This window comes from Rhodococcus sp. OS5 (genome assembly GCF_056837585.1).
Genome location: NZ_CM166368.1, coordinates 2250266 through 2262850, shown reverse-complemented (window position 1 = coordinate 2262850; position 12585 = coordinate 2250266). Strand labels below are relative to the sequence as shown.

Here is a 12585-nt window from a genome sequence, read left to right as displayed (position 1 = left end):
CGGGAACCGGAACTATCCCAGAACCAGGCTCGTCAGAACCTTCACACCGACGCCGAGTGCTCGCTCGTCGAGATCGAAAGTGGGTTGATGGATGTCGAGCTGATCGCCCTCACCCGACCACACGCCGAGCCGCGCCATGGCACCCGGCACGGTTTCGAGGTACCACGAAAAGTCTTCGCCACCACCGGATTGCGGGGTGTCCGCCAAAGCATCTTGTCCGACGGTCGCGATGGCGTCCTCGAACATCCGAGTGGACACCTCGTCGTTGACGACCGGAGGCACTCCGCGACGATAGTTGAGTTGGTAGCGAACTCCGGTGGGTGCGAGCAGTCCGTGGACGATTTCTTCCACGAGCGGTTCGAGCAACTCCCAGGTGTCGTGATCGCCGGTACGTACCGTGCCCGTCATCATGCCGGTCTGCGGAATCGCGTTGGGCGCCTGACCTGCGCTGACCGCGCCCCACACCATGACGGTTCCGGTACGCGGATCGATACGACGGCTGAGCATTCCCGGCAGCCCGGTCACGACGGTGCCGAGCGCGTAGATCAGATCCGTGGTCAAATGCGGCCGCGACGTGTGCCCACCCGGAGAGTCGAGGACGACCTCGATCGTGTCGGCAGCAGAGGTGATCGCGCCCAGACGCATTCCGACCTGGCCTGCCTCGAGTCGCGGATCGCAGTGCAGAGCAAAGATTCTGGACACACCGTCGAGCGCGCCCGCGGCGATGACGTCGAGTGCTCCGCCAGGCATGACTTCCTCGGCGGGCTGGAATATCAGCCGAACCCCGACGGGAAGTTCGGGCAGCGTGGCCAGAGCCAGTCCGGCGCCGAGCAAGATGGTGGTGTGGGCGTCGTGCCCGCATGCATGGGACACACCGGGGACCGTGGACGAGTACGTCGCCCCGGTCGCTTCCTGCATCGGCAAAGCGTCCATGTCGGCGCGCAGTGCGATTCGTGGACCCTCCGGTCCGATATCGCACGTGAGACCGGTGCCACCGGGAAGGATCTTCGGCGACAATCCAGCGGCAGTGAGGCGGGTGGCGACGAATTCGGTGGTCGCGTATTCGCGGCGAGCCAACTCCGGGTTGGCATGGATGTGTCGACGCCACGCGACGAGGTCGTCGGTGTGCGCGTGAATCCACGTGTCGATTGCCGCGTTCACCGGCGATCTACCCCTTCCAACAGACGGGCGCGTTGTTCTGGATCGGACGCTACCCGGACAGCAGTGCGGGCCAACGCAATTGCACCGTCGACTACCGCTCGATCTGCGGAGGTGGTGATACACGCAGCCGCGAACTCCGGCTGATGTGTCACTGCCCCCGATGAATCCAAGCCTATGACCGGGTGAATTCCCGGAATCACATTGGTCACATTACCCATATCCGTACTACCCAGTGGACGGGAGCGCTCCCATTCCGCTGCCAGTGGCACCCGCCCGAGATCGACGATCTGTTCACGGTACGCCGCCGCCAGCCACGGATCGGGGGTCAGCTCGGTGTAAGTAGGCGATACCGTGCGGATTTCGTGGGTGCACCCGGTGCCGAGTGCACCCGAGGCGAAGCACGCGTCGGCACGCTCGGACAGATTGGCCAACGACGCGGCCGTTTCGGCACGCAGGTAGTAGAGCAATTCGGACCGAGCCGGAACGATGTTGGGAGCCGTGCCGCCGTCACTGACGATTCCGTGAATCTGTTGACCTGGCTGCAGGTGCTGACGCAACAGTCCGACCGCCACCTGAGCGAGCGTCGCTGCGTCGGCGGCGTTACGACCGAACTCCGGCGCAGCAGACGCATGCGCCTCGCGACCGTGATAACTCACGGCGATGTCCGCCAAGGCCAGCGAGGTCGCACCGATGATGTCGATCGGCCCTGGATGAACCATCATGGCCGCGCCGACGCCGTCGAATGCACCACGCTCGAGCATCAGAACTTTGCCGCCACCGGTTTCCTCCGCGGGAGTACCGATCACTCGGACGGTGATCCCCAGTTCGTCGGCCACGGTAGCCAACGCGATGCCGGCCCCGACCGCGGCGGCGGCAATGATGTTGTGCCCACAGGCATGACCGATCTCGGGCAGCGCGTCGTACTCGGCGCAGATCGCGATGACCAACTCTCCGCTGCCGTAGGTGGCATCGAAAGCTGTCGGCAGATCGACGATCCCGCGAGTGACCGCGAAACCGTGCTGCGCCAGCAGGTCCGACACTTTGGCAGCGCTGCGGAACTCCTCGAAGGCGAGTTCCGGGTCGCTGTGAATCGAATGCGACAGCGCGATCAGATCGGCCTCTACGGACCTGACTGCGCAGTCGACATTCTGGTTCACGCGATCATTGTCTCACCCGAAGGAGAAGTTGCTCTTGTCAGTCACCTGAGCGAGGTCTGCAAGAGCATCGCGGTGGATGCCTGCCTTGATTCCCGCCAAGTTCTTGCCGTGAGTCGACGTCAGTGCCGACGCCTTGGCCACAGCAGCGGCGAGTACTCCGTCGCCGTCGACCGTTTCCTGCACGATGCCGGCAGCGAGTGCGTCGGCGCCGCCGAAGCGACGCCCCGTCGTCATGGCATCGACTGCCGTCTGCTTGGGCAGACGACTGTTCAGCAGTGCAGACATCCCGACAGTGAACGGCATGTTCAGTCCCACCTCGGGCAGGCAGTAGAAGCCGCGGTCCGCGCGCATGATCTGGAAATCGTGCGAGGACGCGAGCATGGCGCCGGCGCCGAACGCGTGCCCCTGCACGGCCGCGACCGTGGCCATCGGGAAGGTCAGCAAACGGCTGTAGATGGTGTGGACCTTGTCCAGGTAGCCGGGGAGACCGTCGAGATTGCCGAAGATCCACGTCGTGTCCAGGCCGTTCGTGTAGAACTTGCCCGTCGCGGTGGTCACCAGGGCTGCGGGACCCTCGTGCGCTTCGACCTCGTCCAACTTGCTGTGAACAGCGTCGATCCACTCGGGGCCGAAGCGGTTCTCGTTGTCCGTTTCGCCCTCGTTGCCGAGGTACAGGATGAATACGTCGCCGTCGCGTTCGAGATAAGGCATGGATGGGAGAGTAACGCCCGCCAACTCACCCGGCGAACCGACCCGACTCCTCAGTAGGGTTGCTCACATGGGAACGATCGCCGAGGCCGCCGCCGCTGCTCTGTCCGCCATGACTGGCTCTTCGTCACCGTCAGTCGCCATCGTGCTCGGGTCGGGGTGGACCGATGCCGCAGACGTGTTCGGCGACGCCGGTGCGGACGTGACAGCCGAAGTCTCGATGGCGGATCTTCCTGGCTTCGCCCCACCGTCCGCCCTCGGCCATGCGGGCACCATTCGTTCGGTGCGCGTCGGAAACACCGAAGTCCTGCTGCTGCTCGGGCGCGCGCACGCATACGAGGGCCACGATCTCGGTACCGTCGTCCACCCGGTCCGGACAGCCATTGCTGCCGGCGCCGACACCGTCATCCTCACCAATGCGGCCGGCGGTATCCGCGAGGACTACGCAGTGGGACAACCAGTGCTGATCAGTGACCACCTGAACCTGACGGCCCGCTCTCCCCTCGTCGGCGCAGAGTTCGTCGACCTGGTCGACGCCTACTCGCCGGAACTGCGGGCGCTGGCTCGCTCGATCGACCCGGACCTTGCCGAGGGTGTTTACGCCGGGCTTCCCGGTCCGCATTACGAGACTCCGGCCGAGATTCGAATGCTTCGTACACTCGGCGCCGATCTGGTCGGCATGTCGACGGTTCACGAGACCATCGCGGCCCGCGCGCTCGGCGCCCGCGTTCTCGGCATCTCCATGGTCACCAATCTGGCCGCCGGAATCACGGGCGCCCCACTGGACCATCAGGAGGTGCTGGCGGCAGGCAAAGCCTCGGCGGCCCGGATGGGAGTGCTGCTGCGTCAACTGGTCGAGCAGCTGTGACACCACTGAACGTCACAGAGTGGATCGACGCCGATCCGGACCCGGTTACCCGCGCAGAATTAGCAGCCCTTTCGGAACATGAACTGACCGAACGCTTTTCCGCACCACTGACGTTCGGCACTGCTGGGCTTCGCGGGCCGGTGCGCGGCGGACCCAACGGAATGAACCTCGCGGTCGTCATCCGGACCACGGCCGGTCTGGCGGCCTGGCTGACAGCTCGCTGCCAGGGCGGGTCCCGCGTTGTGGTCGGCCGCGACGCCCGGCTCGGTTCAGAGGCATTTGCTCTGGCCGCCGCCGAGGTCATGGCAGCCGCCGGGTTCGAAGTGACCCTGCTCCCCCGCCCACTGCCGACACCGCTGGTGGCGTTCGCGGTGCGCAGGCTCGGGGCAGCGGCAGGTATCCAGATCACCGCCTCCCACAATCCTGCCGCCGACAACGGTTACAAGGTGTATCTCTCGGGCGGAGCGCAACTCGTCTCCCCCGCCGATCGTGAAATCGAGAGCGAGATCGCTCGCATCGGTAGTGCCGCCGACGTCGCGCGAGCATCGGTGATTCCGGCCGACGATTCTCTGGTCGAGCAGTACATCGCCCGCATCGCGACCCTCCCGCACGGCGACGCCCGCTCGATCCGGATTGCGCTCACGGCAATGCACGGCGTCGGGGGTGAGACTGCGACCGCGGCTCTGCGAGCAGCAGGATTCGAGGACCTGCACGTCGTGGCGGAGCAGTTCGATCCCGACCCCACGTTTCCGACCGTCGAGTTCCCCAATCCCGAAGAGCCCGGCGCCGCAGACCGCCTGCTCGCCCTTGCCCGACGTGTCGACGCGGATCTGGCGATCGCACTCGACCCGGATGCCGACCGCTGCGCCGTCGGAGTTCGCGACGGTGATCAGTGGCGCATGTTGCGCGGCGACGAAACCGGGGTGCTCCTGGCCGACCACGTACTGAGCACGGCGCCCGAAGATTCGTTGGTGGCGACGACGATCGTCTCCTCGACCCTGCTCTCGAAGTTGGCGAAAGCCCGCGGAGCCAGGTTTGCGCAGACACTCACCGGTTTCAAGTGGCTCACGCGTGCCGGCGACGGACTCGTCTACGCCTACGAGGAAGCGATCGGGCACTGCGTCGATCCGGATGTGGTGCGGGACAAGGACGGAATCTCAGCTGCCGTTCTGGTGGCTGACTTGGCTGCCACCCTCGCGGGCAGCAACAGAACCCTGTTGGACGTTCTAGGCGACTATGCCGTCGAATTCGGACTGCACCGCGGGGACCAAGTATCCCGCCGCGTCGAGGACTCGAGTGACATCGCGGAAATGATGAAACGGCTACGCGCCGATCCGCCAAGCCAACTCGCGGGCGAGCCGGTCACCGTCGAGGACTTGTCCCTGGTTCGCGGTGGTATGCGCACCGACGCAGTGATATTCGACGGGCCGTCGATCCGCCTGGTGGTGCGACCGTCCGGAACCGAGCCCAAGCTCAAGTGCTATCTCGAAGTTGTCGTCCCGGTGGCGAACCGCGACGACCTCGCGAACGCAGTAGAGCCGGCGAAGGCCCGGCTGGCCGAACTCCGAACCTTCGCCCTTTCGCTCTAGCGGGGTCCGAACTGCCGATCGCCGGCGTCACCGAGACCGGGGACGATGAAAGCGTTCTCGTCGAGTCCGTCGTCGATGCTCGCGATGACCAGACGAACCGGGTGGCCGGACGCTGCCAGCGCGTCGACGCCGGCCGGAGCGGCCACGACGCACACTGCCGTGACATCCGTCGCGCCACGCGCAACCAGCAAGTCGATGGTGTGCACCATCGAACCACCGGTGGCGAGCATCGGATCGAGCACGAACACCGGGATCCCGGACAGATCCGCCGGCAGGGATTCGAGGTACGGAACCGGCTGATGAGTCTCTTCGTCACGTGCCATTCCGACAAAGCCGACGCCGGCCGACGGAATCAGCGCACTCGCCTGTTCGACCATGCCCAGACCGGCCCGCAGCACGGGTACCAACAACGGCGGCTTCGCGAGCCGGATGCCCGTCGTCGCTGCTACCGGGGTGTCGACCGGAAATTCCTCGACCTCCGCGTCACGCATGGCCTCGTAGACCAGCATGTGCGTGAGCCTGCGAAGTGCGGAACGAAAAGTCGCGTTCTCACTGCGTGCATCACGCATTGTCGTCAAGAGGGCCGCCGCGAGCGGATGGTCGACTACGTGCGTTTGCATGACCATCAGAATAGTTCCTCGGGAACCGGAGCACCCCGCGCGGCGTCCAAGAAGGAGTAAGCGCAACGGGGGGAAGACAAGTTGACAAATCTGGATCTGGACACTGAAAGCGTCGCGGAGTTCGCCACGCGGTTGGGCACTGTTGCCGACAACGTCGCGCAAGCTCGACAGGACGCGGCGGGTGGCGATCACTTGGCTCTGTCCACTGTGCTGGGGCTGATCGGCGGCGACTTCGTCGATGTCGCGAGCCGAGCACAGCAAGCGCACATCGACGACATCGATCGACTGTCCGCTGTGATCTCCAGCGTCCAGTCAGCCACCCGCGACGCTCACGCCGTCTATCTCGACTCCGAGGAATCGGTACGAAGGACTCTCGCCGAAGCCGCACGCTCATGATCGACGTCGACGCACTCGCACGACCGATCATCGACCTGGTCGACACTGTCGGGACTGGTGTCCCCAGCGCAAGTGGACCCGACGTCGGCATCCGAATCGCCACGGACGCCCTCGAGATCGCATACCAATTGGGAAGCGCTGCTCTGAGCGAACTGGCGTCCTCTCAGAGCTCGTCCACGGCACTCACCGCTGCGGTGACCAAAACCGAGCAGACGCAGACGTCGACGCGAAACCTCGCCGATCGTGGGACCGACATCGCCGGCGTCGTGGACGAAGCGACAACGTCCGTGTACGCGGGAATGACCGAACTCGGTGAGATTCTCCAGTCGTTTCTGACACTCGCGATCAAGGCCGGGCCGACGCTGATGACACCGACGGGCCAATTGATGTTGTTGTCGGCCGCGTTGGAGCACCTCGGACGCGCGGTATCGGTGATCGAGCGGGTACGCGGTGAGCTGGCCGGGTCGACCGACAAGATGTCCGCACTCGTCCCGTCCGTCCCGATACCCGATCCCGCACCTGGGGTCTCCGAGTCGGCGGGTGGTTCCGGTTCCGCAAGTGGTTCCGGTTCCGTCGGTGGCGTTGAGGTCGAACTTCCCGACGGCTCGATTGCCACCGCACCGAACGCCGAGGCCGCTGCTGCCGTACGCAACGCGCTCACTCAACAGGGTGTCCCGTACGCCTGGGGAGGCACGACACCCGGAGTCGGTCTGGACTGCAGTGGTCTGACGCAATGGGCGTACGGCCAGGCCGGAGTCGATATTCCGAGGTTGGCTCAGGAACAGGGAATCGGGAACCAGGTCGATCAGAACAATCTGATGCCGGGCGACCTCGCGGTCTGGGACGGACACGTCGCCATGGTGATCGGCAACGGTCAGATGGTCGAGGCCCGGTGTTAATAACGGTACCAATAGCGTTGCGAATCCTCTGACCAGGGAGATTTCGTCCGACCGGTCTGGTATGCATTGCTGATGACCACACCGCAGCCCTCAGCCAACCGCCGTAGAGTGGCTCTTCAGATCCTTTCCGTGGCCGGCGCTGTGCTGGTGATCGGCATCGGAGTGAAATGGGCGACCTACGATCCCGATGAGCCGTCAACGGTTGCATCGACGGCAACTTCTTCGACTACGCCGATCAAAACCTCGATCGCCCTGGCAGCTCCGGAAACTGAGCCTGTTTCGATCGCGCCGAGAACGACATCAGCCGAGCTCACCCTTGGCGCTTCGGACATGATCGGCGCCCGAAAGCTGGTCGAGAAAACCTGCAAAGAGGCCGTGACGAAGCAACTCAAATCCCCGTCGTCAGCAGAATGGTCGGGAGTAGAAACGAAGAACACCGACACTGCAGGAACGGAGTGGGTTGTCGTTGGGGATGTGGATTCACAGAACGGATTCGGGGCGATGCTCAGGAATTCATTTGGATGCACTGCGACGTACGACATCGCCAAGGAGTCCACTGTGGTTCGCGTGGAATTCGTCGGATAACTTCGCACATCTGTTCGACGAGTGGTAGCGTCGCATCCGTTGGCAGGAGACGGAAGGGAAGCCGTCAGTGATCGCCGCACCACAACTGAATAGTTCGATGCCCACCTGACTCATTCGGCAGCACAGGTGGGCATCGACGCATCCGCCTGGAACGACAAAAGACGCCCCACCCTCGCGATGAGGATGGGGCGTCAGTCATTTGCTACTCCGCAGATTCTGCGGGTGTTTCCGGTTGCTTCATGATGATCAATTCGGCGTCCGGTGCATCTTTCCAGCGGTACGCCCAGCGTCCGTCAGCGAGTTTCACGGTGCCGGGTTGGCCGGTGTCAGGGTCAGGTTCGAAAGCCATGCCCTGATTGTCTCAGTCCGGTCATGTGATGCGAATGTAGGTGTTCACGCCAGCCGCGACCGTGCCACCGGAACCGCTACCCGGAATCACCCAGACGGTGAACAGATCAGTCCCAGCAACGTCGACCGTCCTCGTTGGAACCGTCAACGTCACGGTCGCCCCAGGGAATGACGCCGTCACTGTTCCACCAGGAACGAGCGTCCCGTTCTTGCGAAGCTCCGCAGTGACTGTCGCGAAGTTGGTGTTCGAAATACTGACCTGCGCATTGACTGTAGCGCCCGTCTTAGACCCATTGGGCAGCAGTGCACTACCCGACAGTGTCGATCCAGACTCGGCGACCATTCCAGTCACTTGGAATGCCGCAGTTCCAGTCCAGTTCTGAGCCGACGCGTTCTTCGTCATGCCGGACGCAGTGAAGTTGTTCGCCACCACTGCAGGAACAGCCGCAAGCGCGGTAGCCGTAGCCTTCACTGCAGAGACTGCCGACGAGGATGTCAACATCGGGATTTTCGCCGACACATCCGCAGTCACAGCGAATGCGACAACCGACGAGTTTCCGGACACGACGGGAACGCGAGCCGTGGCATTGACTGCCGACACTGGGACGTTCACCACCGCCGCGCCGGTCGCGGTGATGACCGGCACCTGGGCGGAGGCGTTTACGGCGATCGCCGGTATGGTGGTCGCGAAGTGCGCCGCCACCGACGGGATGGGGGTCACAACCGAGACGACAGCCGCAGGAGCCGCCACCGTAGCCGCGGAAGACTGAGCCGCAACAGCGGGCAATGCCTGTGCGCCGACAGTGATGGTCTCGACCATGATGATCGAATCGGCACGGACAACCGGAGCGCTGGCCTGGGCTGTCACAATTACCGCAGTCTCGGGATCGACTGTCGCGAACGCCATGAGCGACGGTGCAAACGATGACGATGAACCCACGGCAGGGACCGCAGTTATGGATGCGTCCGCCCTAACTGCAGGCGCAACCGCCAGTGCCGACACCAGCGCTCGCGGAACATTCACGAACGCCGGCTTCGTCCCATCCCATACCAACACGTCACCGAGATACGCCCGGATCGCAGGCTTACCGTCGAGCCACATTCCGGAGATCGACTGACCTCTGTTGAACAACCCCATCGGTCAGCCTTCCGTTAAGCGGCAGTTAGCGTGACGATTCCGGCGGCGTCCCAGGTGATCGTGAAGGTGCCGGCGGTCGTGGACACGTCGGCGCCGAAGTCGACGTATGCGATCAGCGGCCGAGTGGCATCGGTGCCGGGAGAGCTGTTGTAGATGACCGCGTACCGTGCAGTGATCGTCGACCCGGTCCAGGCCGTGTCAGCAGCATCGAGGACGAGAGTGTTCGTGCCCGCGGTGTACGACGGCGCCGAAGCTGCGAGCGTTGCACCACCGGCGGTGTAGCCGGTACCCGATGCTTCGTTCGTCACCGACGACTTGTATCGGTGGGTGTCCTGGTCTGGGGTGTACGCGCTGGTGCAGAGCATCACCTTGATGACGTCTGTGTCCCAGTCGATTTCCTTGTTGAATGCGGAATACAGCGCAAGCCCATAGAGTTTCGCGGTAACGGCCATGTTGGTCTCCTAGGACTCGAAGGTGATGTAGAGGGTTTCGGGGTCTTTGCTGGGGATCGCCGCATAGTTGGCGACGGTGGTTCGCTGGATTCGTGCGATGCCGCCTGCATTGCGGACGAAGCCTGGTTCGCCAAGTCCTGGCGCAGGGAGGCCGGCATCAATGAGTGGCCAGAGCCTGACGGGGGTAGCGGAAACCGGGACGACGATCGCGTAGGTTTTGCCGCGCCATTCGACTCGTGCCGGGCCTGGGTCGAGGTTGACTGTCAGGACTCCGCCGACAACGGGCGCATCGACGCGTTTGACGCTGATCGTCGAAGTGCCCGAGGCTGATTCACGTATTTGCTCGATGAAGAATGTGAGCGGCTTCGTCTCGGGGTTCCCGGCTGCGTCGGTGAGGGTTTCACTTACAACGGTCACGACTCCCCCTCTGCGTATATGCCGCGCATAATCTGGGCGGTGTCGTGGTCGACGTTCGCGGATGCGTTCGTGATGGTGCTGCCGCGTTCGGCGAGTTTGGTGAGGAGTTCAGCGGAGGTGATGCCGAGTTCCTTTGCGAGTTCGTGGACTCGGATCACTTCGGCAACTTCAGGTTCAGCCTTGTCGAGGGCGAGGGGTTCGAGGGTTGTCGGCTCGTCGAACTCGGTGGGACTGTCGTCGACCACCGGATCGGGCACCACAATCTCGTAACCACCTGCCGCGAGAAGCGCGAACCACGCGCCGTCGTCAATGCTCACGTCATGCTGCAGCGAATAGGAGCCGGGCAGTGGGCTATTCAGGGCGGGGGCGTCACCGATCCGCTTCGGCACGATCGTCACCCGAGGGGTGATCGAGCCGTATCCGGGTTCGATGTAGACCATCACGAACTCGTTCCCCATCAGAGGCGGGTCGAGGTGGTAGCAGTTGGCCGGTCCCGCGAACGTGAGGTTGTCCCGATCGATCAAAGTTGCTGTGGGCATGTCTCATTCCTCGTCGTAGAGATACTCGATGACGGTGATGCAGCCCGCGCCACCCGAACCTGCCGGAACGCTGGGGGCTTGGCCTCCCCCACCTCCGCCGCCAGGCATACCGCCCGAAGCGCCACTGTTCCCCCCGCCACCAGATTGGGTGGTCTGCCAGAGAATGGGAAGTGAAGTGTTCGGCGGGACAGCGCCAGATGATCCACCAGTGGATCCACCACCCGCTCCGCCACCAGGGGCTGACAGATAGTCGGATGGTCGAAGCGGTTTCGATTGACCTGCACTGCCAGGGTTCCCGCCGTTGCCGCCGCGATAGATACCTTCGCCGCCAGCTCCCGCAGAAGTAGTTCTCGCGCCCTTGCCGCCGCCGACGCGAAGGAAAGTTCCGAAGAGGCAGTCGCCGCCATCTGTTCCATTGCGCGATGAGGAGTTGCCGCCAACCCCTGCCGGGCCGATGGTGACCGCGACCGTGGCAGGTAGATCACGGGCAGCGATCCTGCGTTGCGTCTTCGATGCCCCACCAGCGCCGCCGCCGTAGCCGTTACCGCTACCGGCGGGCCAACTACCACCACCGCCCGCACCACGACCGACGATCCTGATGGCGTACAGCTTCGGATCTTTTGTCCACGTCCCCGAAGCGGTGAACACCACCAGTCTCGATCGCGGCATCAGTTCATCTCCTCGAAGCAGTACAGTTTCGCCTCGCCGCCTTTACCGCCCGAGCTTGCTGCGGTGAGGCCGCCGTGCCCGCCTGCGCCGCCGCCGCCAGGGAAACCGCCCGCGCCGCCGCTGTTGGACTGATTGTTCGATCCACCGCCACCGCCGGCACCGATAGCCATTGCAGGGTGAGGGGAACCGCCAGGCTGATTCGGGAGACCGCCTGCGGTACCGACGCCGTTACCGCCGATGCCAGCAGGTTCGATGAAGCCGCTACCGCCGCCGCCGCCACCGCCGCCACCCATGTAGCGCTCCGAAGCGAACGAGTTGCCGCCAGGAGCTCCCGGGTATTCATCGAGGTTGCTTCGTGCTCCGCCGCCACCGGCGCCGCCGGGGACCATTCCGAAACCACCCGCGCCGCCACCGCCGTTGGAGTTAGTGGCGGTCATGCCGCCGACTCCGCCCTGGAAGGTCGCATAGGGTTTCGCGAGGTTCGCGCCAAATATGATGTTGCCGCCGCCACCGCCGGGAGCTTCCGAGCCTGAGCCGCCATTGCCAGCGAGATAGATGTCCACCCGGATCGGATCGAAATTCTCGCCGGTTTTAGGCAGGAACGCCGCGGTGATCTCGATCTCCGAGTAGCCGCCACCACCTCCGCCGCCTCCGCCGAAACGACCACCGGCGCCGAGGTTCCATTTACCTGCCGCGCCGCCAGCTCCCGCGCCGATCCCAACCAGGCGAAGCGTCACGAGATCCTTTGGCGGGTAATACCAGCCGGATTGACTGAATGGGACAGCCATGCCGCGTGCTGTCATCTGCGCGATTGCCTCGGCCTGCTCTGAAAGCTGAGCGGTGTGGTCGTTGACGATCAACAACTGCTCGGAAAGTGACTTGCCATTGGTCTTGAAGGCATTCTGGGCACCGCCGAAGGCGCCCTTGGTGCCACCGGCCATCATCGTCTTCGCGTCAGCCTCGGTCATCGCCTGCCATGCAGCGAATCCGCCGGGAGCCAGTGAGCCTGGTGGGTTTCCACCTGAAGGCATGGTCATGG

The 12585-nt window shown here is 64.0% G+C and carries 16 protein-coding genes; 5 read left to right on the top strand and 11 right to left on the bottom strand.

Annotated elements, in window-relative coordinates:
• Nucleotides 1-12: 12 nt before the first annotated feature.
• From ACVZUB_RS10680 to ACVZUB_RS10670, 3 genes are read right to left on the bottom strand one after another with little or no spacing between them, the layout of a single operon-like run.
• Nucleotides 13-1161, bottom strand: a complete 1149-nt coding sequence (locus ACVZUB_RS10680) for a M20 family metallopeptidase (RefSeq protein ID WP_003940741.1) — start codon at nt 1159-1161, stop codon at nt 13-15.
• Nucleotides 1158-2318, bottom strand: coding sequence for a M20 family metallopeptidase (locus ACVZUB_RS10675; protein ID WP_341514177.1), 1161 nt, complete (start codon nt 2316-2318; stop codon nt 1158-1160). Before ACVZUB_RS10675 ends, ACVZUB_RS10680 begins: the two co-directional genes overlap by 4 nt.
• 12 nt (nt 2319-2330) lie before the next feature.
• The gene (locus ACVZUB_RS10670) at nt 2331-3029 is read right to left on the bottom strand and encodes an enoyl-CoA hydratase-related protein (RefSeq protein WP_003940710.1); all 699 of its coding nucleotides are present in this window, start codon (nt 3027-3029) and stop codon (nt 2331-2333) included.
• Nucleotides 3030-3096: 67 nt separating this feature from the next.
• Here ACVZUB_RS10670 and ACVZUB_RS10665 point away from each other — a divergent pair, with 67 nt between their 5' ends.
• Nucleotides 3097-3894, top strand: coding sequence for a purine-nucleoside phosphorylase (locus ACVZUB_RS10665; protein ID WP_007727315.1), 798 nt, complete (start codon nt 3097-3099; stop codon nt 3892-3894).
• Nucleotides 3891-5483, top strand: a complete 1593-nt coding sequence (locus ACVZUB_RS10660) for a phospho-sugar mutase (protein ID WP_341514176.1) — start codon at nt 3891-3893, stop codon at nt 5481-5483. Before ACVZUB_RS10665 ends, ACVZUB_RS10660 begins: the two co-directional genes overlap by 4 nt.
• Here the strand turns inward: ACVZUB_RS10660 and upp are convergent.
• Nucleotides 5480-6103, bottom strand: coding sequence for a uracil phosphoribosyltransferase (gene upp, locus ACVZUB_RS10655; RefSeq protein WP_007727319.1), 624 nt, complete (start codon nt 6101-6103; stop codon nt 5480-5482). The genes ACVZUB_RS10660 and upp overlap by 4 nt on opposite strands.
• An 81-nt stretch (nt 6104-6184) precedes the next feature.
• On the opposite strand from upp, the gene ACVZUB_RS10650 reads away from it, so the two are divergent.
• The 3 genes from ACVZUB_RS10650 (at nt 6185) to ACVZUB_RS10640 (ending at nt 7983) form a co-directional block, all read left to right on the top strand.
• On the top strand, nt 6185-6499 hold the full coding sequence (locus tag ACVZUB_RS10650; protein ID WP_341514175.1) for a type VII secretion target: 315 nt from the start codon (nt 6185-6187) through the stop codon (nt 6497-6499).
• Nucleotides 6496-7398: a C40 family peptidase gene (locus tag ACVZUB_RS10645; RefSeq protein WP_482628405.1), complete on the top strand. Its 903-nt coding sequence runs from the start codon at nt 6496-6498 to the stop codon at nt 7396-7398. The genes ACVZUB_RS10650 and ACVZUB_RS10645 overlap by 4 nt, the downstream gene beginning before the upstream one ends.
• A 72-nt stretch (nt 7399-7470) precedes the next feature.
• Nucleotides 7471-7983, top strand: coding sequence for a hypothetical protein (locus ACVZUB_RS10640; protein WP_482628404.1), 513 nt, complete (start codon nt 7471-7473; stop codon nt 7981-7983).
• A gap of 202 nt (nt 7984-8185) precedes the next feature.
• On the opposite strand, the gene ACVZUB_RS10635 is transcribed toward ACVZUB_RS10640, so the two are convergent.
• Genes ACVZUB_RS10635 through ACVZUB_RS10605 form a run of 7 tightly spaced genes read right to left on the bottom strand, consistent with a single transcriptional unit; the run spans nt 8186 to nt 12583 of the window.
• Nucleotides 8186-8332 (bottom strand): hypothetical protein, encoded by a 147-nt coding sequence (locus tag ACVZUB_RS10635; protein WP_167398198.1) that lies wholly within the window; start codon nt 8330-8332, stop codon nt 8186-8188.
• A gap of 21 nt (nt 8333-8353) precedes the next feature.
• Entirely contained in the window at nt 8354-9469 is a 1116-nt protein-coding gene (locus ACVZUB_RS10630) for a hypothetical protein (protein ID WP_482628403.1), read from the bottom strand.
• 14 nt (nt 9470-9483) lie between these two features.
• On the bottom strand, nt 9484-9921 hold the full coding sequence (locus tag ACVZUB_RS10625; protein ID WP_265154996.1) for a hypothetical protein: 438 nt from the start codon (nt 9919-9921) through the stop codon (nt 9484-9486).
• A gap of 9 nt (nt 9922-9930) precedes the next feature.
• Nucleotides 9931-10338: a hypothetical protein gene (locus ACVZUB_RS10620; RefSeq protein WP_482628402.1), complete on the bottom strand. Its 408-nt coding sequence runs from the start codon at nt 10336-10338 to the stop codon at nt 9931-9933.
• Entirely contained in the window at nt 10335-10877 is a 543-nt protein-coding gene (locus tag ACVZUB_RS10615; RefSeq protein ID WP_482628401.1) for a translation initiation factor IF-2 N-terminal domain-containing protein, read from the bottom strand. Before ACVZUB_RS10615 ends, ACVZUB_RS10620 begins: the two co-directional genes overlap by 4 nt.
• 3 nt (nt 10878-10880) lie before the next feature.
• Complete coding sequence (locus tag ACVZUB_RS10610) at nt 10881-11546, bottom strand: glycine-rich domain-containing protein (protein ID WP_482628400.1); 666 nt, start codon at nt 11544-11546, stop codon at nt 10881-10883.
• A complete protein-coding gene (locus ACVZUB_RS10605; protein ID WP_482628399.1) occupies nt 11546-12583 on the bottom strand; it encodes an SNARE domain-containing protein in 1038 nt (345 codons plus the stop codon). The genes ACVZUB_RS10610 and ACVZUB_RS10605 overlap by 1 nt, the downstream gene beginning before the upstream one ends.
• Nucleotides 12584-12585: the final 2 nt, after the last annotated feature.

What these genes read in the sequence shown, in the direction of transcription:
- ACVZUB_RS10670 (WP_003940710.1), bottom strand. Translation starts at nt 3,029, where the DNA reads ATGCCTTATCTCGAACGCGACGGCGACGTATTCATCCTGTACCTCGGC.
- ACVZUB_RS10665 (WP_007727315.1), top strand. Translation starts at nt 3,097, where the DNA reads ATGGGAACGATCGCCGAGGCCGCCGCCGCTGCTCTGTCCGCCATGACT.
- upp (WP_007727319.1), bottom strand. Translation starts at nt 6,103, where the DNA reads ATGCAAACGCACGTAGTCGACCATCCGCTCGCGGCGGCCCTCTTGACG.
- ACVZUB_RS10645 (WP_482628405.1), top strand. Translation starts at nt 6,496, where the DNA reads ATGATCGACGTCGACGCACTCGCACGACCGATCATCGACCTGGTCGAC.
- ACVZUB_RS10640 (WP_482628404.1), top strand. Translation starts at nt 7,471, where the DNA reads ATGACCACACCGCAGCCCTCAGCCAACCGCCGTAGAGTGGCTCTTCAG.
- ACVZUB_RS10635 (WP_167398198.1), bottom strand. Translation starts at nt 8,332, where the DNA reads ATGGCTTTCGAACCTGACCCTGACACCGGCCAACCCGGCACCGTGAAA.
- ACVZUB_RS10630 (WP_482628403.1), bottom strand. Translation starts at nt 9,469, where the DNA reads ATGGGGTTGTTCAACAGAGGTCAGTCGATCTCCGGAATGTGGCTCGAC.
- ACVZUB_RS10625 (WP_265154996.1), bottom strand. Translation starts at nt 9,921, where the DNA reads ATGGCCGTTACCGCGAAACTCTATGGGCTTGCGCTGTATTCCGCATTC.
- ACVZUB_RS10615 (WP_482628401.1), bottom strand. Translation starts at nt 10,877, where the DNA reads ATGCCCACAGCAACTTTGATCGATCGGGACAACCTCACGTTCGCGGGA.
- ACVZUB_RS10610 (WP_482628400.1), bottom strand. Translation starts at nt 11,546, where the DNA reads ATGCCGCGATCGAGACTGGTGGTGTTCACCGCTTCGGGGACGTGGACA.
- ACVZUB_RS10605 (WP_482628399.1), bottom strand. Translation starts at nt 12,583, where the DNA reads ATGACCATGCCTTCAGGTGGAAACCCACCAGGCTCACTGGCTCCCGGC.